Origin of the sequence: Streptomyces sp. NPDC088707 (genome assembly GCF_044752725.1) — a bacterium.
Taxonomy (GTDB): domain Bacteria; phylum Actinomycetota; class Actinomycetes; order Streptomycetales; family Streptomycetaceae; genus Streptomyces.
Window position 1 is genome coordinate 29,954 of sequence record NZ_JBIVLV010000015.1, and the last position, 24,778, is coordinate 54,731.

The window sequence follows — 24,778 nt, forward strand, 5'->3', positions numbered from 1 at the left end:
ATCGTGGGCGCGAGTCGCGGCGAACCCATGAAGGAAGTACCTCGCATGCCGATCCAGCACTCCGACGTCCTCTACACCGCCGTCGCCACCGCCGAGGGCGGTCGTGACGGCCGTGTCGCCACCGACGACGGCAAGCTCGACTTCGTCGTGAACCCGCCCAAGACCATGGGCGGCTCCGGCGAGGGCACCAACCCCGAGCAGCTCTTCGCGGCGGGCTACAGCGCCTGCTTCCAGGGCGCGCTCGGTGTCGTCGCCCGCAACGAGAAGGCCGACATCTCCGGCTCGACGGTCACCGCAGAGGTCGGCATCGGCAAGAACGACGACGGCTTCGGCATCATCGTCAAGATCTCGGCGGCCATCCCGAACGTGGACGCCGAGACGGCGAAGAGCCTGATCGAGAAGGCGCACCAGGTCTGCCCGTACTCCAAGGCGACCCGCGGCAACATCACGGTCGAGCTCGCCGTCTGAGCCCACCGGCCGACGTCCCGGTCCACGAGCCGGTCAGGGACGTGACCGGCCACTGACCGACCGCTGTCCGAGGACCGCCCCCGACCGTCGTCGGGGTGCGGTCCTCGCTGCGTGCGGGCCGCCGCGGGGGCCCCGATAGGGTGACCCTCATGCGCGATCTCGGGGTGGGTTTCGGTTACCTGGTAAAGGGCCAGAAGTGGGTGGGCACGCACGGACGGTGGTTCGGATTCGGGCTGCTGCCCGGACTCGTGACCCTCGTCCTCTACGCGGGCGCGCTCGTCGGCCTCGGCTACGGAGCCGACGACCTGGCCGCCTGGGTGACCCCCTTCGCCGACGACTGGAGCTCTCCCTGGCGCGGGATCTTCCGCGGCACGCTGACCGCCCTCGTCGTCGCCCTCGGCCTCTTCCTCGCGGTCATCACCTTCACCGCCGTGACCCTGCTCGTCGGCCAGCCGTTCTACGAGTCGCTCTCCGAGGAGGTCGACCGCAGCGAGGGCGGTGAGGTGCCCGAGTCCGGGCTTCCGCTCTGGCGCGAGCTGTGGATCTCGGCCCGTGACAGCCTGCGGGTCTTGCTGCGGGTCGCGTTCTACGGCGTCCTGCTCTTCGCCTGCGGCTTCATCCCGGTGATCGGCCAGACCGTCGTCCCCGTCATCGGCTTCTGCGTCTCCGGCTTCTTCCTCGCCGAGGAGCTGACGTCCGTCGCGTTCCAGCGCCGGGGCGTCGAGCTCAAGGAGCGGCTCCAGCTGCTGCGCGGGCGCCGGATGGCCGTCCTCGGCTTCGGCGTTCCGCTGACCCTCGCCTTCATCGTGCCCTTCGTCGCCGTCCTCCTGATGCCGGGAGCGGTCGCCGGGGCCACCCTGATGGCCCGCGAGCTGGGCGGCGAGACCGGTGGCGACGACCACCGGGACGAGAACTCCCGGGAAAACGGTCATCCGGGCGGCAACCTTCCTTCCTCCGGTGGCGACCAGGGGGTGCACCACCTCCCCCACTGAAGGAAGAAGCATCATGACCTCAGCGTCACACAAGCGGAAGACGGGCCGTCGGCGGGCGATCATCGGCGGCCTGAGCGCCCTCGGGGTCACCGGGGCGGCGATCGTCACCACGACCCTGCTCGCCCCGGCGGGCGCCGCGAGCGCCCTGCCCGCCTGGCCGCAGGCCAAGGGCGGCAAGCCGGTCCCCGCCTCCATCGAGGTCTCCGGCACCTACGACGGCAAGCTCCAGCGCTTCCACGGCACCGGTGAGCTCGGCTCGGACGGCCAGGACGAGAACCAGCAGCCGCTCTTCGTCCTGAAGGACGGCGCGGTCCTCAAGAACGTGATCATCGGCTCCCCGGCCGCCGACGGGGTCCACTGCCTCGGCAGCTGCACCCTGCAGAACGTCTGGTGGGAGAACGTCGGCGAGGACGCCGCCACCTTCAAGGGCGCCTCGGCGTCATCGGTCTACACGGTGTACGGCGGCGGCGCGAGGAGCGCGTCCGACAAGGTCTTCCAGTTCAACGGCGCGGGCAAGCTGGTCGTGACCAGGTTCCAGGTCTCCGACTTCGGCAAGCTCGTCCGGTCCTGCGGCAACTGCGGGAAGCAGTACAAGCGGACGATCCTGGTCAACGACGTCGACATCACCACGCCCGGCAAGTCGATCGTCGGGGTCAACGCCAACTACGGCGACACCGCGTCCCTGCGGAACGTCCGGATCCACGGCGACACCAAGAAGAAGATCAAGCCGTGCACCCGCTTCACCGGCAACAACACCGGCAAGGAGCCCAAGGAGATCGGCACCGGCCCGGACGGCACCACGTGCCGGTACTCCGCCGGCGACCTCTCGTACGACTAGGCGTCCGCACCCGGTCCCGGCGTCGGCTCAGACGTCGAGGACCGGGTGCAGTTCCGGCCTCGCGTCCCACCACTCCCGGTAGAAGGCGTTGTTGCCGACGTTCGCCAGATAGGCGTGGACCGCCGCCCGGTACAGCAGCTCCGCCTGCCGGGCGGGGACCGCCGCCCTGTTCCAGGCCAGCCGGATCCGGCCCAGGACCGGGTCGCCCTCCAGGGGGCGCAGGACCGTGCCCTCCGCGTGCGGCGCCGTCGGCTGGCTCATCGAGATCGCCCGGCCCGCGGCGATCAGGTCGTAGTGCATCTTCCGGTCGGCGACCCGGTGCCGCAGCGAGGGCGTGAACCCGGCCTTCGCGCAGGCGGCGACCAGCGCCTCGGGCCCGCCGTCGTCGTCCTCCACCAGCGTCATCCAGGACTCGCCGGCCAGCTCGGCCAGTGCGATCCGCTCCTTCCCCGCCAGCGGGTGCCCGGCCGAGAGGCGCACGCAGAACGGCTCCCTGGGGACCAGGGTCCTGGCCGTGGTGCCCTCGGGCAGGGCGACCTCGTGCTCGTTGACCTCCCCGTACAGCACGGCGTCGTACCGGCCCGCGCCGAGCTGCCGGGTCAGGGTGGTCGCCGAGTGCTCCACGGTCACCGAGATGTCCTGACCGGCCATCACCCGCTCCAACTGCCCGAGCAGCCCGTCGACCAGGACGAGCAGGATGCAGCCGAGCCGCAGCGGGGTGCCGGGCGCGACGGCCCGCGCGCCGGCGGCGAGCGCGTCCATCTCGCCGAGCACGAGCCGCGCCTTGGAGAGGACGAACTCGCCCAGCGGGGTGGGCTCCACGCCGTTGCGGCCGCGCAGGAAGAGCTCCCCTCCCGCGACCCGCTCGATGCGCCGGAGCTGCGCGGAGAGCGCCGGCTGAGAGACCCCGAGCCGGCCGGCCGCGCGTCCCAGACTGCCCGCTTCCGCAATCCGGCAGACCGCCTCCAGATGCCTCAACTCCAGCTGCATTTCAGCAGCGTACGCAGCACCGCGCGGCCGCACCATAACCCGCGTCTTATGCCGGATGAGATGTCCCTAACCAGTCATGTCCACGCCCATACTCGGCGCGACGATCCGTCTCCCCCACCACGATCCCACCCCGATCGGAGCAGACGTTGCACCCCAGCAGAATCACGGCGGCCGTGGCCGCCCTGGCACTCTCGGCGAGCCTCGCGACCGCCCTCGCCGGCACCGCCACCGCCGCCCCGCAGGCGCAGCCCGTACCCCCGGGCCACGGCAGGTCCCTCGCGCTCGCCGCCGCCGACGGCGCCGCGGCCAGCGGCCTCGACGAGCTCCGGCACGGCGCCGACGAGGACCTCGTCCGGACGTCCGTCACCCCCTGGGCGAACGGCCTGTACTACGCCTCGTACGAGCGCACCTACCGCGGCCTCCCGGTCGTCGGCGGCGACGCTGTCGTCGTCTCCGACAGCTCCGGCAGGGTCCGCGAGGTCACCGGCGCCCCGGCGCCCGCCATCAAGGTCTCCACCCGGGCGAAGGTGACCGCCGACGCGGCCCTCGCCACCGCCCGCCGGCAGCTGGCCTCGGTGGAGAGCGCGAGCGCCCCCGAGCTGACCGTGCTCCTCAAGGGCGGCAAGGCGGTGCTGACCTGGCACACCCTGGTCATCGGCCGGACCGCGCAGGACGCCCCGAGCTCCCTCGACACCTTCGTCGACGCCCGTACCGGCTCCGTCGCCCGGGCCACCGACAAGATCCTGCACGCCGACGGCCGCGGCTACCACAACGGCAACGTCACCATCGACACCGCCGCGAGCTCCATGACCGACACCAGCCGCGGCGGCTTCAAGTGCGGCGGACAGAACGGCAGCGCGTACACGGGCTCCTCGCCGTGGGGCAACAACGGCGCCAACGACCTGGTGACCGCCTGCGTCGACATCATGTACGCGGCGCAGAAGGAACACTCCATGCTCAAGGAGTGGTTCGGCTACAACGGCCAGAACGGCCAGGGCGGCATGGTCCCGGCCCGCGCCGGACTCTCCGAGGTCAACGCCTACTACGACGGTACGAAGACGACCTACGGCCGAGCCCAGACCGGCTCGAACCAGCTCACCGGCATCGACGTCGTGGCGCACGAGTACGGCCACGAGATCTTCGACCGGACCCCGGGCAGCGCCGGCTCCTCCAACGAGAACGGCGGGCTCAACGAGTCCACCGGAGACATCTTCGGCGCGCTCACCGAGCACTACGCCAACAACCCGAACGACACCCCGGACTACACGGTCGGCGAGAAGGTCAACTTCTTCGGCGACGGCAAGCCGATCCGGAACATGTACAACCCCTCGCTCGTCGGCAACGACCCCAACTGCTACCCCCAGTTGACCTCGGGCACCGAGGTGCACGCGGCGGCAGGACCGCAGAACCACTGGTTCTACCTGCTCGCCGAGGGTTCCAACCCGGGCGGCGGCAAGCCCAACAGCCCCATATGTTCGGGCGGTCCGTCGTCCGTGACCGGCATCGGCATCCAGAAGGCCGGCAAGATCTTCATGGGCGCCCTGCTCATGAAGACCTCCTCCTGGAACCACCTGGCCGCCCGCAGGGCGACCCTGACCAGCGCGAAGAACACCTACGGCAGCGTCGAGTGCAACGCGGTGAAGGCGGCCTGGAACGCGATCGGCGTGCCCGCCCAGTCCGGTGAGACCGACTGCGGCGGCACCACCACCCCGGACTTCTCGCTCGCCCTGAACCCGTCCTCCGGTTCGGTCCAGCCCGGTGCCTCCGTCACCTCCACGGTGAACACCAGCACCACCGGCGGCAGCGCGCAGACCGTCCAGCTCTCCGCGAGCGGCGCCCCGAGCGGTGTCACCGTCTCCTTCAGCCCGAGCTCGGTGACCTCCGGCTCCTCGTCCACGATGACCGTCCAGGTCGCGGCGGGCACGGCCAACGGCACCTACCCGATCACCGTCACCGGTACGGGCTCCGCCACCCACACGGTCACCTACCAGCTGTCGGTCGGCACCACGACCCCGCCCACCGGCTGCGCGAACTCCGAGCACACCTACCAGGGCAGCCTGACCTCCGGCCAGCGGGCGGTCCAGCCGGACGGCTCCTACTACTACGCGGCGACCTCCGGCACCCACGTGGGCTGCCTGCGCGGCCCGGCCGGCAAGGACTTCGACCTCTACCTGCAGAAGTGGAACGGCTCGGGCTGGGTGGACGTCGCCGTCGGCGGCACCGCGACGGCCGACGAGGACACCAGCTACTACGGCACCGCCGGCTACTACCGGTACATCGTCCACGCGTACAGCGGCTCCGGCGCGTACACGCTGGGCCTGAGCGCCCCGTAACGGGGGACGGGGCGCCGTCGCGGACCAGGGGGTTCCGTGACGGCGGTCCGGAGCCGGGCGGCCGATGTCCCGCGGCCGCCCGGCCCTTTCCCGTGAGCCGGCCGCCCGGCTCCTTCCGAGCCGGCGCCGCGGGTCAGCCGACCTCGGCGAGCACGAACCCCGGCTTGTCCGGGCCCGCGTCGGCGATCCGCTCGCCGTCCGGGCCCCAGGTACCGGCCGCGCCGCCGCCCACACCGTCCTCGTTGGCCCCGAGGACGTTGCCGAGCACCACGTACAGGCCGAAGTCCCGGGCGCGTACCGGATACACCGTGTCGAACGAGTCGTTGTCCGCGGAGAGCACCGAACTCGCCAGGTACACCGCGCACATGTCGGCGGCGGCGCGCTCGGCCAGCTCGGGGAAGCGGTTGTCGTAGCAGGTGGCCGTGGCGAACCGGACCCCGTCGAGCGTGAACCGCCCGTCGGCCGTGCCCGGCGCGAAGACCTCCTGCTCGATCCCGTACAGATGCTGCTTGTCGTACCGGGTGAGGAGCTCGCCCTCCGGTCCTATGACCAGCGTCGTGAGGGCGGGGCGGCCGTCCGCCGTCCGGACCGGCCCGTTGGCGACGGCCGCCGCCGAGACGGCGCGGCAGGCCTCCCGTACGGGTTCCAGGCGGGGGTCGTCCTCGGTGAGGACCAGGTCGGGGCGGTCCCGGATCAGGGTCGGCTCGTACCCGCTGAGGCAGAGCTCGGCGAAGACGACCACACGGGCGCCCTCGGCCCCGGCGGCCCGCACCATGTCGGCGACGGTCCGCACATTGGCGGCGATGTCCCCGGCGACCGGGGCGAACTGGGTGGCTGCGACGATCACGATCGATGGTCCGTTCCGTGGAGAAGGTGCAGGAAGTCGCGGAAGGCGGCCGGCATGTCCACCGCCGTCGGGTCCAGGAGCCACTGGTACTGGAGTCCGTCCATCACCGCCGTCAGGAGCGGCGCCGCGCGCTCGGGGCTCAGCCCGCTCGGCAGCCGGTCGCCGAACTCCAGGCGCAGCACCTGCGCCATGTTCGTCCGCACCAGGGCGTACCGCTCGGTGAAGAACTCCCGGGCCGGGTGCCCGTCCGTCACGCTCTCGCCGAGCAGCGCGGAGAAGGTCTGCACGATGCCGGGCCGCATGGCGTTGTACTCGACGAGCGATTCGAGCAGGTCGAGCCGCCAGCCCTCGCGGTCCCGGCCGCCGCTCGTGTCCCAGCGGTCGCGCTCCTCCAGGACGGCGACGAGCAGCGCCTCCTTCGTCGGGAAGTAGTGCAGGAGCCCCTGCTGGGTGAGCCCGACGCGCTCGGCGACGGAGCCGAGGGTGGCGCCCCGGTAGCCGCGCTCGGCGATCACTTCGAGGGCCGCGCGCAGGATGTCCGCCCGCCGCTCCTCGCTCCTGGCCCGCACCATCGCCGTGGCCCCTCTCCGCTCGTCGTTCCGACAGGACCGTACCCCGTCCTAAGGTAACGAAGAAGTAACATCACCTACCGATCTACAGGGAGCCGGGTGCACGATGGCGTCATCGGGGTCATCGGTACGTCAACGAGGAGGTACGCCATGGCGGAGACCAGCGCGGACACGGCACGGGCAGCGGCGGACGCCGCACGGGAAGAGGTCGTCGAGGCGGCGCTCGCCAAGCTCGACCTGGACACGAAGACCCGGCTGCTCGGCGGCCAGGACATGTGGTCCCTGCCCGCCCTGCCGGAGATCGGCCTGGAGTCCCTGGTCATGTCCGACGGCCCCATCGGCGTCCGCGGCGTCCGCTGGACCGCCGACGACCCGTCCGTCGCCCTGCCGTCCCCGACCGCGCTCGCCGCGGCCTGGGACCCCGCCCTCGCCCGCCGCGCGGGCCGCCTCCTCGCCCAGGAGGCCCGCCGCAAGAGCATCCACGTCCTGCTCGCGCCCACGGTCAACCTGCACCGCACCCCGCTCGGCGGACGCCACTTCGAGGCCTACAGCGAGGACCCCTTCCTCACCGGCGCCGTCGGCACCGGCTACGTCCAGGGCGTCCAGGACGGCGGCGTCGGCACCACCGTCAAGCACTTCGTCGCCAACGACGCCGAGACCGACCGCTTCACCGTCGACAACAGGATCGCCCCGCGCCCCCTCCGCGAGCTCTACCTCGCCCCCTTTGAGGCCATCGTCAGGAACGCCCACCCCTGGGGCATCATGACCGCCTACAACCGGGTCAACGGCGTGACCATGACCGAGAACCGCCACCTCGTGAACGAGGTCCTGCGCGGCGAGTGGGGCTTCGACGGCTACAACGTCTCCGACTGGATGGCCGCCCGCTCCACCACCGGCGACATCGAGGGCGGCCTCGACGTCGCCATGCCCGGCCCGCAGACCGTCTACGGCGAGGCGCTCGCCGCCGCCGTCCGCGCCGGCGAGGTCGAGGAGACCGCGGTCGACGCGGCCGTACGCAACGTCCTGCGGCTCGCCGCCCGCGTCGGCGTCCTCGAAGGCGCCCCGCCGGTCGTCACCGAACCCCCGGCCCCCCTCGACGGCGACGCGCTCGCCCGCGAGGTCGCCCGTCGCGGCTTCGTCCTCGTCCGCAACGAGAACGGCGCCCTGCCCCTCGCCGCCGGAACGACCGTCGCCCTCTCCGGCGCCGCCGCCCGCGACGCCCGCGTCCTCGGCGGCGGCTCCGCCCAGGTCTTCCCCGAGCACGTCGTCTCCCCGCTGGCCGGCCTCACCGCCGCCCTCGCGGCCGGCCCCGAAGGGGGCACGCTCACCTTCACCGTCGGCGCCGATCCCAGCGACGAACTCGCGCCCGCCGATCAGGGGTTCACCCTGCGCGCCCGCTGCCGCGACGCCTCCGGCGCCGTGCTCGGCGAGGGCTCCCTGCCCAACGGCCAGGTCCAGTGGATCGGCGACGACCTCCCGCCCGGCGTCACCCACGAGGCCCTCGCCTCCATCGAGGTCGTCGGCACCTTCACCCCGCGCGAGTCCGGCGAGCACTCCTTCGGCACCCGCGGCCTCGGCGCGTACACCCTCACCGTCGACGGCGCGACCGTCTACGAGGGCGTGCAGGCCATGGGCCCCGAGACCGACCCCTTCGAGGCCTTCTTCGGCTCTCCGGTCGAGCGCGCCAAGGTCGCGCTCACCGCGGGCGAGACCGTCGAGGTGTCCCTGCTCCACACCCTCGACAAGGAGTTCGCAGCCCCGCTGCCGGCCGTCATGTTCTCCTTCGTCCACCTCGGTCCGCGCCGTGACCCCGACGAACTGATCGCCGAGGCCGTCGAGGCGGCCCGTGCCGCCGACACCGCCGTCGTGGTCGTCGCCACCACCGAACGCGTCGAGTCCGAGGGCTTCGACCGCAAGGACCTCGCCCTCCCCGGCCGCCAGGACGACCTCGTCCGGGCCGTCGCCGCCGCCAACCCCAACACCGTCGTCGTGGTCAACGCCGGCTCCCCGGTCGAACTGCCCTGGCGCGAGGACGTGGCCGCGGTCCTGCTCAGCTGGTTCCCCGGCCAGGAGGGCGGCGCGGCCCTCGCCGACGTCCTCACCGGCGCCGAGGAACCCGGCGGCCGCCTCCCCACCACCTGGCCCGTCGCCCTCGCCGACGCCCCCGTCACCGAGACCACCCCCACCGAGGGCGAACTCGACTACACCGAGGGCGTGTTCATCGGCTACCGCGCCTGGGACAAGGCCGGCGCCGTCCCCGCGTACGCCTTCGGTCACGGGCTCGGCTACACGAGCTGGTCGTACGACACCCTGACGGCCGGACCCGACACCGTGACCGTCCGGCTCACCAACACCGGCGACCGCGCCGGCCGCGAGGTCGTCCAGCTCTACCTGGCGCCCGTGGACGACTCCGTGGAGCGCCCCGCCCGCTGGCTGACCGGCTTCGCGAACGTCGAGGCGGGCCCCGGCGAGACCGTCGAGACCGCGATCGAGCTGCCCCGCCGCGCCTTCGAGATCTGGGACGAGGAGAAGGACGACTGGACCCTCGTCGCCGGGACGTACGAGGTCCTGGCGGCGCACTCCCTCACGGACGCCCGCCTGACCACCACGGTCGAGATCTGACGGCGGGGGTCCCCACGACCGGCCCCGGGGCGGCACCTGACAACCGCCCCGGGGTCCTCACTCCTTCGTGATCCGCCGGTACGCGAGCTCCGCGAGCCGCGCCTGCCCGTCGCGGCTCGGATGGAAGAAGTCCCAGGGGCTCAACTGGCCGGTGTCGAAACGGAACCCGAAGACCGCCCCGTCGTCGTACCGGCAGCGCTCGTCCTTCGCGCACACCTCCGAAAGCACCCGGTTGTACGCGACCACCCGGTCCTGCACCTCGGCGCGGCGCCGCTCCGCCGCGGCGCTCAGGTCCTCCGCGTCAGACAGCATCGCGCCGCAGATCCCCAGCTTCCACACGTCCAGCCCCCTCGGGATGACCCGCCCCGTGGACCACAGATGCATCAGGGACGGCACGCTCGCCACGTACACCTGCGCCTTCGGAGCGCCCTTCCGCAGCCGGGCGAGCGCCGTCTCGAAGTGCGTCCGGAAGTCGGCGACCGGGGTCATCAGGTCCGGGGTGGCGCGGCAGGCGTCGTTCGCGCCCATCATCACCGTGACCAGCGCGGGACGTTCGGCGGCCGCCACGGCCATCTGCTCCGGAAGCTCGGCCATCCGGGCCCCGGTCCGCGCCAGGTTCCAGCTGCGGGTGGCGACCTTCTCCGGGCCGAGCAGGCGCAGCGCGAGGCTGTTCACGGCGGTGTCGGTACCCGTCGCCCAGGAGGACTCGGGGCAGTCCGCGAGGACCGCGCAGGCGTCGAAGGCGCGGGTGACGGAGTCGCCGACGGCGGCGACGGAGGCGGGGGAGACGTCCCACAGCGAGGTCGGCCTCGGGGCCGGTTCCGGGGCCGCCTCGGATGCCGTGCCGGGTGTCGTCCCGGGTGTCGTCTTCGGGGTGGCACCCGCCTCCGGGGGCTTCGCCGCGGGCTCCCCGGCGGTGCAGCCGGACAGCGCCCCCGCGCACAGGAGCGCCGCCGTCGCGGTGGCGACAGCGGTACGGATTCTGCGTCGGCCGCGCATCCCCGGCCCCTCCTTCGGCGTCCTGGCGGGTGAAAGCTTCGTGTTCACCCGCCCCCGGACCGACCGTACGTCACACCGATGACGGTGCGGCACGGTAGCTTTTCCCCCGTCGAACCAGAGGCACCTTTGCCGACCGGCTCCGGTAAATTACATCACGTCACATCCTGTCCCCTTTTTGAGGGTTTGTGACCTTTTGCTCCTGATGCTGTTTACTGAGGCCGCTGGGAAAGGCGAACCTCGTCCCACACTGGAGGTCCCGGTGACGACACGTGGAGTCCTGTACGTTCACTCCGCACCGCGCGCGCTGTGCCCGCACGTCGAATGGGCGGTGGCGGGTGTCCTCGGTGCGAGGGTCCAGCTCGACTGGATCCGTCAGCCGGCTTCCCCCGGCACCTGGAGAGCCGAGTTCTCCTGGCAGGGCCGTACCGGCACCGCCTCCGAACTCGCCTCCGCACTGCGCGGCTGGCAGATGCTCCGCTTCGAGGTCACCGCGGAGCCCTGTCCCACCGCCGAGGGCGAGCGCTACAGCGCCACCCCCGACCTGGGCATCTTCCACGCCGTCACCGGCATGCACGGCGACATCCTGGTCCCCGAGGACCGGCTGCGGGCGGCGCTCGCCCGCTCCGCGCAGGGCGAGACCCAGCTGGAGGCCGAGATCGCCCGGCTGCTCGGCAAGCCCTGGGACGACGAACTAGAGCCCTTCCGGTACGCGGGCGAGGGAGCCCCCGTCCGCTGGCTGCACCAGGTCGTCTGACCGGCCGTCACCGGCGAGCGGCAGATCCCGCCCGGGTGCGCGGGGGCGCGCCGGGCGGGAGAGAAGTGACGCGAGAACGCACGGCGCCGGTCACGGCCGACGTTCTGCTGTCGGGCGCCGCGTTCGGGGCCGCGGCGACGTTCCCGGGGGCCGGCGACGGGCGCACCGCCCGGAACGTCGTCCGCGACGGCCGACTGGTCACGACGGCCGAGCGGGACGGCGTCGTGCCCGCCCGGGTCGCTGCGCTGAGCGCCGGCACACGAAGGAGGCCCACCCCAGGGCGGGGGCGGGCCTCCTGTGTGTCGGACGTGCGGGTCAGACCGTGCGGAACGCCAGGACCACGTTGTGGCCGCCGAAGCCGAAGCTGTTGTTGATCGCGGCGATCGTGCCCTGCGGGAGTGCGCGGGGCTCGTCGCGGACGATGTCCGCGTCGACCGCCGGGTCCAGCTCGTCGACGTTGATCGTCGGCGGGGCCAGGCGGTGGTGGAGCGCCAGGACCGTCGCGACGGTCTCGATGCCGCCCGCGCCGCCCAGAAGGTGGCCGGTCATCGACTTCGTCGCGGAGATCGCCACGTGGTCCAGGTCGTCGCCCAGGACCTTCCGCAGCGCCTTGATCTCGGCGACGTCGCCCTGCGGCGTCGACGTGGCGTGCGCGTTGAGGTGGACGACCTCGGACGGCTTGAGGTCCGTCGCGTCGAGCAGGTTCTGCATCGCGGCGGCGATGCCCCGGCCGGTCGGCTCGGGCTGCGCGATGTGGTGGCTGTCGGCCGACAGGCCCTGGCCGAGGACCTCGCAGTAGACGCGGGCGCCACGGGCCTTCGCGTGCTCCTCGGACTCCAGGATCACGACGCCCGCGCCCTCGCCGAGCACGAAGCCGTCACGGCCGGTGTCGTAGGGACGCGAGGCCTTCGTCGGCTCGTCGTTGCTCTTGGACATCGCCATCATGTTGGCGAAGGCGGCGATCGGCAGCGGGTGGATCGCGGCCTCGGTACCGCCGGCGACGACCACGTCGGCACGGCCGGTACGGATCATCTCGACGGCGTAGCCGATGGCCTCGGCACCCGACGCACACGCGGAGACCGGGGTGTGGACGCCCGCCCGGGCGTTCACCTCGAGGCCCACGTTCGCGGAGGGGCTGTTGGGCATGAGCATGGGCACGGTGTGCGGGGAGACGCGGCGGACGCCCTTCTCCTTCAGCACGTCGTACTGGTCGAGCAGAGTCGTTACGCCACCGATGCCGGAGGCGATGACCGACCCGAGCCGCTCGGGCGCGACGGACGCGTCCTCGCCGGCGGGGGCGGTGTAGCCCGCGTCGGCCCAGGCCTCACGGGCCGCGATCAGCGCGAACTGCGCCGAGCGGTCCAGCTTGCGGGCGAGCGGGCGGGGCAGGACGTCACCGGGGTCGACGGCGGCGGTCGCGGCGATCTGCACGGGCAGTTCGGCGAAGCGCTCGCCCTCCAGGGGCCGGACGCCGGAGCGCCCCGCGAGAAGACCTTCCCAGGTCGACGCGGAGTCGCCACCCAGCGGTGTGGTTGCGCCGATACCGGTGACGACCACGGTGCGATTGGTCGAGCTCACAGGAATTCGTTCTCCATGTGTGTGATGGTCGGAATACGGCGCCACCGCCGGGTGGCGGACCGAGTCAGCGAGGGCCGAATCAGGCCTGGTGCTTCAGGATGTAGTCGGCAGCGTCGCCAACCGTCTTGAGGTTCTTGACGTCCTCGTCCGGGATCTTGACGTCGAAGCGCTCTTCGGCGGCGACGACGACCTCGACCATGGAGAGCGAGTCGACGTCCAGGTCGTCGGTGAAGGACTTGTCCAGCTGGACGTCCTCGACCGGGATGCCGGCGATCTCGTTGACGATCTCGGCGAGGCCTTCGACGATCTGGTCCTGGGTGGCGGCCATGGTGGCGCTCCTTCTTGTGATTACTTGTGAAAAGGCTTCCGGGAGAACCGGAGTGCCTAGGGGAGGGTAACGACCGTCGCGGCGAAGACGAGACCCGCCCCGAAGCCGATGATGAGCGCCGTGTCGCCGCTCTTCGCCTTGCCGGTCGCCAGGAGTCGTTCCATGGCGAGCGGAATCGAGGCCGCGGACGTGTTGCCGGTGGTCTCGACGTCACGGGCGACCGTGACGTGCTCCGGCAGCTTCAGCGTCTTCACCATCGAGTCGATGATCCGCATGTTCGCCTGGTGCGGGATGAAGACGTCCAGGTCGTCCGGCGCGATGCCGGCGGCGTCCAGCGCCTGCTGGGCGACCTTCGCCATCTCGAAGACGGCCCAGCGGAAGACCGCCTGACCCTCCTGCGTGATGGCGGGGAACTTGATCTCGCCGCTGCTGTCGAGAGGCAGCTTGGACACGTCACCGACGTGGAACTCGTTCCACGGCACGGTCTGCTTGATCGTCTCGGACTTGTCGCCCTCGGAGCCCCAGACCGTGGGGCCGATGTGCGGCTCGTCGGAGGGGCCGACCACCACGGCACCGGCGCCGTCGCCGAACAGGAAGGCCGTCGCGCGGTCCTCCAGGTCCGTCAGGTCGCTGAGCCGCTCGACACCGATGACGAGCACGTACTCCGCGGAACCCTCGACGACCATGCCCTTGGCGAGCGTCAGGCCGTAGCCGAAGCCCGCGCAGCCGGCGGAGATGTCGAACGCGGCCGGCTTCCCGGCGCCGATCTTGTCGGCGATCTCGGTGGCGACGGCCGGGGTCTGCTTGAAGTGCGAGACCGTGGAGACGATCACGGCGCCGATCTGCTCGGGGCTGATCCCGGCGTCGGCGATGGCCTTGCCCGAGGCCTCCACCGACATGGCGGCGACGGTCTCCTCGGGAGAGGCCCAGTGACGGGTGGCGATACCGGAGCGCGAGCGGATCCACTCGTCGGACGAGTCGATCTTCTCGAGGATCACCTCGTTCGGCACGACCCGGGTGGGGCGGTAGCCGCCGACACCGAGGATCCGTGCGTACGGGGCGCCCTTGCTGGGCTTGATCTTCGACATGCTTCTCGACACTCCTTGTCAGACGGCCGCGTGCTCAGCGATGAGCGTACGGGCCGCGTCGAGGTCGTCGGGAGTCTTGAGGGCGACCGTGGACACGCCCGGCAGGGCGCGCTTGGCGATGCCGGTCAGGGTGCCGCCGGGGCACACCTCGATCAGCGCGGTCGCGCCGAGCGCCTGGAAGGTCTCCATGCACAGGTCCCAGCGGACCGGGTTCGCGACCTGTCCGACCAGGCGGGCCACGACCTCGGCGCCGTCGGTGACGACCTGCCCGTCCTTGTTCGAGACGTAGCGGGTGGTCGGGGCGGCCGGGGACAGCTCCTTCGCGGCCGCCTCCAGCTTCGCCACGGCCGGGGCCATGTGGTGCGTGTGGAAGGCGCCGGCGACCTTGAGCGCGACGACCCGGCGGACACCCTCGGGCTTGTCCGCCTCCAGGGCGGCCAGCTGCTCCATGGTGCCGGCGGCCACGATCTGGCCCGCGCCGTTCACGTTGGCCGCGGTCAGGCCGAGCTTCTCCAGGTGCGGGACGGTGACCTCGGGGTCGCCGCCGAGCAGCGCGGACATGCCGGTCTCGGCGATCGCGGCGGCCTCGGCCATCGCGAGCCCACGGGTCCGTACGAGACGCAGCGCGGCGGTGTCGTCGAGGACGCCCGCGAACGCGGCGGCGGTGAACTCGCCGACGCTGTGACCGGCGACGACGCCGGGGGTCACGTCACCGAGGGCGGCGGCGGACAGCAGGCCGGCGGCGACGAGGAGCGGCTGGGCCACGGCGGTGTCACGGATCTCGTCCGCGTCCGCCTTCGTGCCGTAGTGGGCGAGGTCGAGCCCGATGGCGTCCGACCAGGCCGCGATGCGGTCGGCGGCGCCGGGGAGTTCGAGCCAGGGAGTCAGGAAGCCGGGCGTCTGGGCGCCTTGGCCGGGAGCGACGAGTACGAGCACCCTCACACTCTCTCTTGCGGACGGCTCCGAGCGCCCGTGGGGACAGGGACGAAGAACCGTCGGGGGAATTGTTGGTGTTCGACAAAAGTCTAGGACTGCGGATCTCCGTCGGCCAAGCGTCCGAGAATGAGCGCGATCCGCAGAGTGAACGCGGAGCGGACATCAGAGGGTGACCAGCCGGTGACGTCGGTCACACGTCGAAGCCGGTAGCGCACGGTGTTCGGGTGCACGAACAGCATCCGGGCCGCGCCTTCCAGGCTGCTGGCCTGCTCCAGGTAGACACTGAGAGTTTCGAGCAGCGCCGAACCCGCTTCCTCCAGCGGTCTGTAGATCTCCTCCACCAGTTGCTCGCGCGCCGAAGGGTCGGAGGCGATGGCGCGCTCCGGCAGGAGATCGTCCGCGAGGACCGGGCGGGGGGCGTCCTGCCAGGCCGAGCAGGCCTTCAGGCCCGCCGCGGCGGCCTGCGCGGAGCGCGTGGCGGCCAGCAGGTCGGGGACGACGGGGCCCGCGACGACCGGGCCCGCCGCGTACGGGCCGATCAGGGCCTTCGCCACCGCCAGCGGGTTGTCGTTGCCGCCGGCGATGACGACCAGCCGGTTGCCGAGGACGCCGGTGAGGACCTGGAGCTTGGCGTGCCGGGCCGCGCGGCGGATCGCCTCCACGGTCAGCTCGCTGTCACCGTCGGGGGCCGTGCCGAGGATCACGCACACATGGTCCGGCGAGTTCCAGCCGAGCGCCGCGGCCCGCGAGACCGCGCCCTCGTCGGCCTCGCCGGAGAGGACCGCGTTCACCACGAGCGACTCCAGGCGCGCGTCCCAGGCGCCCCGGGCCTCGGCGGCCTGCGCGTACACCTGGGCGGTCGCGAAGGCGATCTCCCGGGCGTAGACGAGGAGCGCCTCGCGGAGGATGGACTCGTCGCCGGGGGCGGCGACCTCCTCGATCGCCGTCTCCATGACCTCGATGGTGGTCCGCACCATCTCGACGGTCTGGCGCAGGGTGATCGCGCGGGTCAGCTCGCGGGGCGCGGTGCCGAAGACGTCCGTCGAGATGGCCTGCGGGGTCTCCGGGTGCCGGAACCACTCGGTGAACGCGGCGATACCGGCCTGGGCGACCAGACCGATCCACGACCGGTTCTCTGGCGGCATCGCCCGGTACCACGGCAGCGTCTCGTCCATGCGGGCAATGGCGTTGGCGGCGAGCCGCCCGGAGGACTGTTCGAGGCGCTTCAGGGTCGCGGCGTGCGGGTGAGGGGCGTTCGTGGGTTCTGGCACGGGGACAAGACTGCCTTATCGGGACGGCAGCGTGCGGGGTCGGGGCGGGTTCGTCCCCGGCGGGGTCGGCGGCCGGACGACGCCGGAACCTCCGGGAGCGCCTCGCGGCGGGACCCGGGTGAGACCCCGGGCGGCCGCACTACCGTAGGGCCCGTGATACGCATCCAGCGCGCGGGGGAGCGGTACCCCGGGGGCGACCCGGCCGCCGGGATCGAGACCCGGCACGCCCTGTCCTTCGGGCCGCACTACGACCCCGACAACCTCCGCTTCGGCGCCCTGCTCGCCTGCAACGAGGAGCGGCTGGCGCCCGGCGCGGGCTTCGACGAGCATCCGCACAGCCACACCGAGATCGTCACCTGGGTCGTCGAGGGGGAGCTCACCCACCACGACACGGCAGGCCACACCACGGTCGTCCGCCCCGGTGACCTCCAGCGGCTGAGCTCCGCCGGGGGAGTGCGGCATGTCGAACGCAACGACGCCGGCGTGCCGCTCGTCTTCGTGCAGATGTGGCTCGCACCGCTGTCGCCGGGCGGGCAGCCCTCGTACGAGGTGGTGCGCGGGCTCGCGGAGCCGTACGACCTCCCGGCGGCGGACGCGCGGCTGCACGTCCGCCGGCCCGCGGCGGGCGAGCGGGTCGCCCTGCCGGCCGCCGACTTCGCGTACGTCCACGTCGTGCGCGGCACGGTCGGGCTCGACGAGGGGAAGCCCGGCGAGGGGAAGCCCGGCAGGGAGGAGCCCGGCGGGGAGAAGCCCGACGAGGGGAAGCTCGACGGCGGGAAGCCCGGCAGCGAGCCGCTGCGCCCCGGCGACTCCGCCCGCCTCACCGACGCCCGGGGGCACACCCTCGTCGCCACGACCGATGCGGAGGTCCTGATCTGGGAGATGCGGGACTGGCGCAAGGCCCTCGGCTGAGCGACCGGGGGCCGTGGCTTCAGGCGAGCGCGCTCTTCTTCTTCCACTGCTCCCAGCTCAGGTTCCACGCCCCGTAGCCGTTGCCCTCGTCGACCGTGCCCTTGGTGTCCTTGCCGGTGATCTCGAAGGGGTCGCCGACGTTCACCGCGCCGTAGAAGGACGCGGCGTTCGCGTCGCTCATGCCGATGCAGCCCGAGCTCTTGTTGGCGTTGCCGAAGTACGGCGCGTTCCACGGGGCCGCGTGCGCGTACATGCCCGACCAGGTCAGCCGCATCGAGTAGTCGACCATCTTGTCGTAGGCGTCACCGAGGCCGACCGTCTCCGAGTTCATGTTGATGGTGCCCTCCTTCGCCATCAGCACGGCCGTGCCCCGCCAGGACCGCTTGTCGCCGCCCGGGGTGCCGCCGGAGACCGGGATCGTGCGGACCGTGCGGCCCTCCTTGCTCAGGGTCAGCTTGTGGCGGTCCAGGTCGACCTTGACGATCTGCGCCGCCCCGATCGTGAAGCCGGTGCGGTAGTCCCGTACGAACCAACCGCCGCCCGAGTCCGTGCCGTTCAGATTCGCCTCCAGGGTGACCTTCGTACCGGGCTTCCAGTACGTACGGGGGCGCCAGTCCGCCCTGTCGCGGCCCGAGTAGTCCTTGACCCAGCCCCAGGAACCCTCGGTCGCGTTCGAGGTGGTCACCTTCAACTGCCGCTCCACGTCCGCCTTCTTCGTCACCGGCAGGTCGAAGACGATCGAGACGGGGTGGGCGATGCCGACGGTGGTGTTCTTGCCGGGGGCGAGGGTCAGCTTGTTGACCTTGTCCGCCTCGGCGGTCCTGAAGGAGGACCGGGTCGTCGACTCCTTGCCGTCGGCCGTGCGCGAGGTGACCTCGACGGTGTACGCGGTGCCCGGCGCCGCCTTGCGGTCCGAGACCCAGCGCGTGCCGCCCGCGGCCGCGCGCCCCGCGAGCGAACCGCCGTCCGCGTCCACGACCTTCACCTCGGAGATCGTGCCGCCCGTCGCCGTCACCGTCACCGGGGCGCCGGCCGCCGGGTCCACGACCGTCACCTTCGCCGGCGGTCCCTTCGACGCGTCCGCCGCGGGGGCACCGGTCCCCCCGGGACCGCTCGCCGCCTGAGCCGAACAGGCCGTCAGGGAGACGGTCAGCGCGACTGCCGCGAGAACGGGACGGGGTGTGCGTATGCGCAGCACGGGAGACCTCCGCAGTGATGAGGAGTGAGTGGGATGTTTCGGACTGTAGGTCGCTCCCCGCGCCGCACGGGGGCCCGGGGCCCGTATGACGAGGCCTGCGGCAAAACGGTCATCGTCCGGTCACATTCGCCGCGCGACTCCGTCGAATTCGGCTGTGAGCCTGCTGTGCGCCCCACCACCGAGGGGCGGAACAAGGAGGCTCCGTTGTGTCAGCCCTGCTCGTGACGGCCGCACCCACCGAGCGCCGCGCCCTGCGGCTCGGCCCCGTGACCCCCGAGGTCTACCGCGCCTTCCTCGCGTCCCGCTCCGGTGCGGGCGGGCCCAGCTTCCTCCAGGTCCCGGCCTGGGCCCAGGTGAAGGACGGCTGGCAGCACCAACTGATCGGCTGGGGACCGGAGTCCGGTGGACTGACCGGCGTCGCCCTCGTCCTCCTGCGGCCCTTCCCCGGCACCCGCAAGTACTTCGCCTACCTGCCGGAAGGCCCCGTCGCCGACTGGGCAGACGCCGACATCGACGGCTGGCTCGGCCCGCTCCTCGGGTATCTCCGCTCCTGCGGCGCCTTCGCCGTACGCATGGGCCCCGGGCCCGCCTACCGGCGGTGGAACGCCGCCACCGTCAAGGCCGCCGCCGGACCCGGCCGCCGGCTCTCCGACGTCCTCGCCGACGAGGTCGACCCGCTGGGGACCGCCGTCGCCGAACGGCTCCGCGCCCGCGGCTGGCGCCGCTGCGGCGGCGAGTCGGAGGACGGCGCCGACGCCCAGCCCCGGCACGTCTTCCAGGTGCCGCTCACCGGGCGCACCCCCGACGACCTGTGGACCGGCCTCAACCAGGAATGGCGGCGCAACGTCCGCAAGGCCCGCAAGTCCGGGGTCGAGATCACCGTCGGATCCGCCGCCGACCTCCCCGAGTTCTACCGGCTGCTCCGCGTCACCGAGGAGCGCGACGGCTTCCGGCTCGGCCGCTCCCTCGCCTACTACGAGCGCCAGTACGCCGTCCTCAACGCCGAACACCCCGGCCGGATGAAGCTCTACCTGGCCCGCCACGAGGGCGAGATCCTCGCCGCCCACACGATGGTCACCGTCGGCGGCCGCGTCTGGTACCAGACCGGTGCCTCCGCCGACCACCGCCGCGAGGTCCGGCCCTCCAACGCCCTCCAGTGGCGCATGATGCTCGACGCCCACGCGCTCGGCGCCGCCGTCTACGACCTGCGCGGGGTACCCTCCACCCTCGACCCGGGCGACCGTGCCCACGGGCTCCTCCGCTGGAAGCTCGGCACGGGCGGACAGGTCGTCGAGACGCTGGGGGAGTGGGAGACACCGATGCAGGGCACGACCAACCACGCGCTGTTCCGCGCCTTCCAGGCGTATCTGGCCCGCCGATGACGGCCACGCTCACCGCGGAAAGGCCCGGCAGGGGCCGGGCGAAGGCCAAGCCGTCCGCGCTGCGCAGCGGCGCGCTCATGGCCGCCGGCTCGCTCGTCTCCCGTGCCACCGGCTTCGTCCGCGCCTCCGTCGTCGCCGCCGCGCTCGGCGCGGCCGCCGTCGCCGACGGCTACGCGGTCGGCAACACCGTCCCCACCATCATCTACACGCTCCTCCTCGGCGGCGCCCTCAACGCCGTCTTCGTCCCCGAGCTGGTCAAGGCCGCCAAGGAGCACGAGGACGGCGGAGTCGCCTACACCGACCGGCTGCTCACCCTCTGCGGGCTCGCCCTCGTCGCCCTCACGGCCGGCGCGGTGTTCGCCGCACCCCTGATCGTCGACACGTACACCGACTACGTCGGCGAGCAGCGGGAGATGACCGTCGCCTTCGCGCGCGCGTGCCTTCCGCAGATCTTCTTCCTCGGCCTGTTCACCCTCCTCGGCCAGGTCCTCAACGCGCGGGGCCGCTTCGGCGCCATGATGTGGACGCCCGTCCTCAACAACGTGGTCGTCGTCTCCGTCTTCGCCCTGTTCCTCGTGGTCAGCGACGGCGGCACCCTCACCCCCGGGGAGACCGCCCTGCTCGGCTGGGGCACCACCGCCGGCATCGTGATCCAGGCGCTCGCCCTCGTGCCCTCGCTGCGCGCCGCCCGCTTCCGCTGGCGGCCCCGCTTCGACTGGCGCGGCAGCGGCCTCGCCACCCCGCTGCGCTCGGCCGGCTGGCTGGTCCTGCTCGTTCTCACCAATCAGGGCGCGTACTGGCTGACCACCCTGCTCGCCACCTCGGCGGGCGGCAGCGTCAGCGGCGGCGGCCTCGCCGCGTACAACAACGCCTATCTGCTGTGGTCCGTCCCGCACGGCATCATCACGGTCTCCCTCGTCACCGCGCTGCTGCCCCGGATGAGCGCCGCCGCCGCCGACGGCGACCTCGCGGGGGTCCGCCGGGACGTCTCGTACGCCCTGCGGACCAGCCAGGCCGCCGTCGTCCCGGCCGCCTGCGCCCTCCTCGCGCTCGCCGTCCCGCTGATGACGGTCGTCTTCCGGTACGGAGCGACCACCGGCGACGACATCCGCGCGATGTCCTGGATCCTGATGGCCTTCGCGCCCGGCCTCGTCGCCCTCTCCGGTCAGTACGTGTGCAACCGCGCCTTCTACGCGCTGCGGGACACCCGTACCCCGTTCCTGCTCAACCTGGTGATCGCCGGGCTCAACGCGGGGCTGTCGTTCGCCGCGTACCAGTACCTGCCCATCAGGTGGGCCGTCGCCGGCATGGCCGCCGGGTACACGCTCGCCCTCTGGGCGGGCTGGGGCCTCACCGCGTACGTGCTGAGGAGGCGGCTCAAGGGGAGCGGCCCGGCGCCCGGGACCGGCCCGGCGCCCGGTCCGACCTCCGGCGGCGCGGGCGGTCCGGCCTCCGGCGGTTCCGTCTCCGCGCTCGCGCGGCTGCTGTTCGCCGCCGTGCCCGCCGCCGGCTACGGGCTCCTCGTCACCGACCTCACCGGTCCCGCCGGGGCCGTCCCCTCCGGGACCGCCGGCGCGCTGACCGTCCTCACCGTCTTCGCCGTCCTCGCCCAGCCCCTCCGGCTCACCGAGGTCCAGTCCCTCATCGGAGCCGGGACCGGCCGGCTGCGCGGTCTCGCCCACCGCACCTGAGCCACCCCTCCGGCAGGAGGGTCCCTTCGACCTTGGATACTTCACAGATGCCCCGCGTGCTCCTGATAGAAGACGACCCCTCCGTCCGTGAAGGCGTCGAGCTCGGGCTCCGCCGCCGCGGGCACGAGGTGCGCACCGCCGCCACCGGGGAGGCCGGGCTCGACGCGCTCGCGGAGTTCCGGCCGGACCTGCTGCTGCTCGACCTCATGCTGCCCGGCATCAACGGCGTCCAGGTCTGCCGCCGGGTCCGCGAGAGCAGCCAGCTGCCGATCATCATGCTGACCGCCCGCGGCGACGACTTCGACGTCGTCATCGGTCTGGAGGCCGGCGCCGACGACTACATCGTCAAGCCCGCCCGTACCGAGGTCATCGAGGCGCGGATACGGGCCGTGCTGCGCCGCATCGAGGAGCCGGCCGGCGGCCGGGCCGCCGTCGAGTTCCACGGGGAGCTGGCCATCGACCGGGCCGGTCTCACCGTCGCCAAGGCGGGCGAGCGGATCGCCCTCGCCCCGTCCGAGCTGAAGCTGCTGCTCCATCTCACCGCCGCGCCCGAGCAGGTCTTCAGTCGGCAGCAGCTCCTGGAACACGTCTGGGAGCACAGCTACCACGGGGACGCCCGGCTGGTCGACGCCTGCGTCCGCCGGCTGCGGAACAAGATCGAGGACACCCCGGGTGACCCCCGCTACATCCAGACCCTCCGCGGCTTCGGCTACCGCTTCGGTCCGCTGGGCCCGCAGTGAAGGCCTGCGTCACCCCGGACGAGGACACCGGGGACGAGGGGCCCGGCGGTCACGGCGGCCATGACGGTCACGGGGCGACCGGGCGCGGGCGCGCGTCCCGCCGCGGGGGCCGCAGCCCGCGGCTGCGGCCGCACCCCTTCGGTCTCCGCACCCGGCTCGTCCTCGCCTTCCTGCTCGTCGCCGCCGTCGGCTGCGGCACCACCGCCGCCCTCACCTACCGGGCCGCCCGCAACGCCATCCTGGAGCAGACCCAGGACACCGCGGTCTCGGCCTTCCGCGAGCAGGTCGACGCGCTCGGCATCACCCTGCCCGTCGAGCCCGAGATGCTGCGGGACTCGCTCATGCTGGTCGCCCGCCAGGGCAAGCCCCGCACCTGGCGCGTCTACGCCGAGTACGGCACCCTCCGCGTCTCCTCCACCGACCGGCCCACCTCCTCCGTCATCACCCCGGAGCTGCGGGCCCGCGCCGCCGACGACGAGGCCGTCCCGCACGGCAGTTTCCAGCGGGTGGTCAAGAACGGCACCCCGTACCTCACGATGGCCGTTCCCGCCGTCTTCTTCGCCCGCTCGCCCGAGGGCCCGCCGCAGCGCACCGGTCTCGTGTTCTACGCCGTCATGGAACTGGACGAGGAGGAGGCGAACGTCGAGGCCATGGTCACGGCCGCCCGCGACGGCGCCCTGCCCGCGCTCGCCATCGCCCTGATCCCCGCCCTGATCGCCGCGCGCGGCGTGCTCCGGCCGGTACGGGAGCTGCGCCACGCGGCCCACAGCATGGGCCGAGGCCGGCTCGACACCCGTATCCACGCCAAGGGCAGCGACGAACTCGCCGATCTCGCCCGGACGTTCAACGAGTCGGCCGCCGCGCTGGAACGTTCCGTCGCGGAACTCCGCAACGCCGAGGCCCGCGCCCGCCGCTTCGCCTCCGACGTCTCGCACGAACTGCGCACCCCGCTCGCCGGGATGCTCGCCGTCACGGAGGTCCTCGACGAGGACGCCGGGAGCCTCGACAGCGACACCGCCCGCGCCGTCCGCCTGATCAGCGCCGAAACCGGGAAGCTCGCCGTGCTCGTCGAAGACCTCATGGAGATCTCCCGCTTCGACGCCCGCGCCGCCGAGCTGCACACCGACGAGGTCGACGCCGCCGACTGCGTCCGCAAAACCCTCCAGCACCGGTACTGGACCGACCCGGAGCAGGTCGTCCCGTACCTCACGGAGGGGATCAGGGCCCGGCTCGACCCGCGCCGCTTCGACGTGGTCGTCGCCAACCTCGTCGGGAACGCGCTGCGGCACGGCGGGGCTCCGGTGACGGTCCGGCTCTGGGCCGAGGGGGACCGGCTCGTGACGGAGGTCGCCGACCGGGGCCCCGGCATCCACCCGGACGTCCTGCCGCACGTGTTCGACCGCTTCTACAAGGCAGACCAGGCCCGTACCCGCTCGGCGGGCAGCGGCCTCGGTCTCGCGATCACCCTGGAGAACGTACGGCTCCACGGAGGCACGGTCACGGCCGCCAACGACCCCGAGGGCGGGGCCGTCTTCACCGTGCGGATGCCGCTGTGAACATCCCGGAGGCCACCGCCGTGCCCCGCCGGCGAGCGGGCGCGAAGCGCCGCGGCGCGGCCGCCGTCGCCCTGCTCGCCCTGCTGGCCCCGCCCGCGCTGGCCGGCTGCGGCATACAGAAGACCGACGTCGTCGAGGCGGGCGGGGCGGCGACGCTCCACGTCGCGCCGCCGATGCCCGAGGAACGGATCGTGCTCTACTTCGTCGGGCCCGACGGCCGGTCGATGCCGGTGGCCCGCGACCTCAGCCGGCCCTTCCCGGACGCCACCTCCCCGTCGGGGGACTCGGGAGAGAACGTCCCGACCGACGTGTTCGGTCCCGGCTACGAGATATCCCGCGACGACCTGGACCGCAGCGGGATCGTCACCGACAAGATCCTCGCCATGCTCCTCGCCGGCCCCCGGGAGAACGAGAGGGCGGCGGGCATCACCACCGCCCTGCCCGAGGCGAAGGGGGAGGCCCCGACCATGCTGCAGGCCTCGGAGGGGAACGCCCCGCAGGGGAACCCGGCGCGCCGGCTGGTCTGGGTCCGGACGCCCTTCCCCGTCAAGAAGCTGTCCGAGGCGGCCGTCCGCCAGCTGATCTGCACGACCGCCTTCGCGGAAGACGCGAAAGGCCTGGTCGAGGTGTCGCTCAACGGCCCGGACGGCACCCTGCCCACCGCCCGCTGCGACGGTTGACCGCGT

At 72.5% G+C, this 24,778-nt stretch carries 22 protein-coding genes; 12 read left to right on the plus strand and 10 right to left on the minus strand.

The annotated features are described in order from the left end of the window. Positions 1-45 precede the first annotated feature (45 nt). From ACIP84_RS34195 to ACIP84_RS34205, 3 genes are all read left to right on the plus strand, one after another. A complete protein-coding gene (locus ACIP84_RS34195) occupies positions 46-468 on the plus strand; it encodes an organic hydroperoxide resistance protein (protein ID WP_355966659.1) in 423 nt (140 codons plus the stop codon). A gap of 149 nt (positions 469-617) precedes the next feature. Continuing rightward, a complete protein-coding gene (locus tag ACIP84_RS34200; RefSeq protein WP_401803304.1) occupies positions 618-1,460 on the plus strand; it encodes an EI24 domain-containing protein in 843 nt (280 codons plus the stop codon). A 13-nt stretch (positions 1,461-1,473) separates the two neighbouring features. Further along, positions 1,474-2,298, plus strand: coding sequence for a pectate lyase (locus ACIP84_RS34205; protein ID WP_401803307.1), 825 nt, complete (start codon positions 1,474-1,476; stop codon positions 2,296-2,298). A 27-nt stretch (positions 2,299-2,325) separates the two neighbouring features. Here ACIP84_RS34205 and ACIP84_RS34210 read toward each other — a convergent pair whose 3' ends face one another. After that, complete coding sequence (locus ACIP84_RS34210; RefSeq protein WP_401803309.1) at positions 2,326-3,288, minus strand: LysR family transcriptional regulator; 963 nt, start codon at positions 3,286-3,288, stop codon at positions 2,326-2,328. A 146-nt stretch (positions 3,289-3,434) separates the two neighbouring features. Between ACIP84_RS34210 and ACIP84_RS34215 the strand changes: the two genes are divergently transcribed. Then, a complete protein-coding gene (locus tag ACIP84_RS34215) occupies positions 3,435-5,621 on the plus strand; it encodes a M4 family metallopeptidase (RefSeq protein WP_401803312.1) in 2,187 nt (728 codons plus the stop codon). Between the two features lie 133 nt (positions 5,622-5,754). On the opposite strand, the gene ACIP84_RS34220 is transcribed toward ACIP84_RS34215, so the two are convergent. Both ACIP84_RS34220 and ACIP84_RS34225 read right to left on the minus strand, forming a co-directional pair. After that, positions 5,755-6,468, minus strand: coding sequence for a carbon-nitrogen hydrolase family protein (locus ACIP84_RS34220; protein ID WP_401803314.1), 714 nt, complete (start codon positions 6,466-6,468; stop codon positions 5,755-5,757). Continuing rightward, the gene (locus ACIP84_RS34225) at positions 6,465-7,040 is read right to left on the minus strand and encodes a TetR/AcrR family transcriptional regulator (RefSeq protein WP_319309180.1); all 576 of its coding nucleotides are present in this window, start codon (positions 7,038-7,040) and stop codon (positions 6,465-6,467) included. Before ACIP84_RS34225 ends, ACIP84_RS34220 begins: the two co-directional genes overlap by 4 nt. Before the next feature lie 147 nt (positions 7,041-7,187). Between ACIP84_RS34225 and ACIP84_RS34230 the strand changes: the two genes are divergently transcribed. Beyond that, a complete protein-coding gene (locus ACIP84_RS34230) occupies positions 7,188-9,659 on the plus strand; it encodes a glycoside hydrolase family 3 protein (RefSeq protein WP_401803317.1) in 2,472 nt (823 codons plus the stop codon). Positions 9,660-9,716: 57 nt separating this feature from the next. On the opposite strand, the gene ACIP84_RS34235 is transcribed toward ACIP84_RS34230, so the two are convergent. Next, positions 9,717-10,658: an SGNH/GDSL hydrolase family protein gene (locus ACIP84_RS34235; protein ID WP_355966641.1), complete on the minus strand. Its 942-nt coding sequence runs from the start codon at positions 10,656-10,658 to the stop codon at positions 9,717-9,719. A 259-nt stretch (positions 10,659-10,917) separates the two neighbouring features. On the opposite strand from ACIP84_RS34235, the gene ACIP84_RS34240 reads away from it, so the two are divergent. After that, positions 10,918-11,412, plus strand: a complete 495-nt coding sequence (locus ACIP84_RS34240) for a DUF3145 domain-containing protein (protein ID WP_030321864.1) — start codon at positions 10,918-10,920, stop codon at positions 11,410-11,412. Between the two features lie 315 nt (positions 11,413-11,727). Here ACIP84_RS34240 and fabF read toward each other — a convergent pair whose 3' ends face one another. The 5 genes from fabF to ACIP84_RS34265 all read right to left on the minus strand — a co-directional run bounded on the left by fabF (position 11,728) and on the right by ACIP84_RS34265 (position 16,613). After that, positions 11,728-12,990 (minus strand): beta-ketoacyl-ACP synthase II, encoded by a 1,263-nt coding sequence (fabF, locus tag ACIP84_RS34245; RefSeq protein ID WP_355966637.1) that lies wholly within the window; start codon positions 12,988-12,990, stop codon positions 11,728-11,730. A gap of 79 nt (positions 12,991-13,069) precedes the next feature. Beyond that, on the minus strand, positions 13,070-13,318 hold the full coding sequence (locus tag ACIP84_RS34250) for an acyl carrier protein (protein ID WP_015033413.1): 249 nt from the start codon (positions 13,316-13,318) through the stop codon (positions 13,070-13,072). A gap of 56 nt (positions 13,319-13,374) precedes the next feature. After that, complete coding sequence (locus ACIP84_RS34255; protein WP_401803322.1) at positions 13,375-14,406, minus strand: ketoacyl-ACP synthase III; 1,032 nt, start codon at positions 14,404-14,406, stop codon at positions 13,375-13,377. Between the two features lie 18 nt (positions 14,407-14,424). Next, a complete protein-coding gene (locus ACIP84_RS34260) occupies positions 14,425-15,342 on the minus strand; it encodes an ACP S-malonyltransferase (protein WP_401803325.1) in 918 nt (305 codons plus the stop codon). A gap of 89 nt (positions 15,343-15,431) precedes the next feature. After that, entirely contained in the window at positions 15,432-16,613 is a 1,182-nt protein-coding gene (locus tag ACIP84_RS34265; RefSeq protein ID WP_073917732.1) for a CdaR family transcriptional regulator, read from the minus strand. A gap of 153 nt (positions 16,614-16,766) precedes the next feature. Between ACIP84_RS34265 and ACIP84_RS34270 the strand changes: the two genes are divergently transcribed. Next, positions 16,767-17,525: a pirin family protein gene (locus tag ACIP84_RS34270; protein ID WP_401803328.1), complete on the plus strand. Its 759-nt coding sequence runs from the start codon at positions 16,767-16,769 to the stop codon at positions 17,523-17,525. Between the two features lie 19 nt (positions 17,526-17,544). Here ACIP84_RS34270 and ACIP84_RS34275 read toward each other — a convergent pair whose 3' ends face one another. Further along, on the minus strand, positions 17,545-18,723 hold the full coding sequence (locus ACIP84_RS34275; protein ID WP_401803331.1) for an Ig-like domain-containing protein: 1,179 nt from the start codon (positions 18,721-18,723) through the stop codon (positions 17,545-17,547). Between the two features lie 206 nt (positions 18,724-18,929). Between ACIP84_RS34275 and ACIP84_RS34280 the strand changes: the two genes are divergently transcribed. From ACIP84_RS34280 to ACIP84_RS34300, 5 genes are read left to right on the plus strand one after another with little or no spacing between them, the layout of a single operon-like run. Further along, on the plus strand, positions 18,930-20,105 hold the full coding sequence (locus ACIP84_RS34280) for a peptidoglycan bridge formation glycyltransferase FemA/FemB family protein (RefSeq protein WP_355966625.1): 1,176 nt from the start codon (positions 18,930-18,932) through the stop codon (positions 20,103-20,105). Next, complete coding sequence (gene murJ / locus ACIP84_RS34285) at positions 20,102-21,796, plus strand: murein biosynthesis integral membrane protein MurJ (protein ID WP_401803334.1); 1,695 nt, start codon at positions 20,102-20,104, stop codon at positions 21,794-21,796. Before ACIP84_RS34280 ends, murJ begins: the two co-directional genes overlap by 4 nt. A gap of 47 nt (positions 21,797-21,843) precedes the next feature. After that, positions 21,844-22,536, plus strand: a complete 693-nt coding sequence (locus ACIP84_RS34290) for a response regulator transcription factor (RefSeq protein ID WP_030321847.1) — start codon at positions 21,844-21,846, stop codon at positions 22,534-22,536. Next, on the plus strand, positions 22,533-24,092 hold the full coding sequence (locus tag ACIP84_RS34295) for an ATP-binding protein (protein ID WP_401803337.1): 1,560 nt from the start codon (positions 22,533-22,535) through the stop codon (positions 24,090-24,092). The genes ACIP84_RS34290 and ACIP84_RS34295 overlap by 4 nt, the downstream gene beginning before the upstream one ends. After that, on the plus strand, positions 24,089-24,772 hold the full coding sequence (locus ACIP84_RS34300) for a hypothetical protein (protein WP_401803340.1): 684 nt from the start codon (positions 24,089-24,091) through the stop codon (positions 24,770-24,772). The genes ACIP84_RS34295 and ACIP84_RS34300 overlap by 4 nt, the downstream gene beginning before the upstream one ends. Positions 24,773-24,778 lie beyond the last annotated feature (6 nt).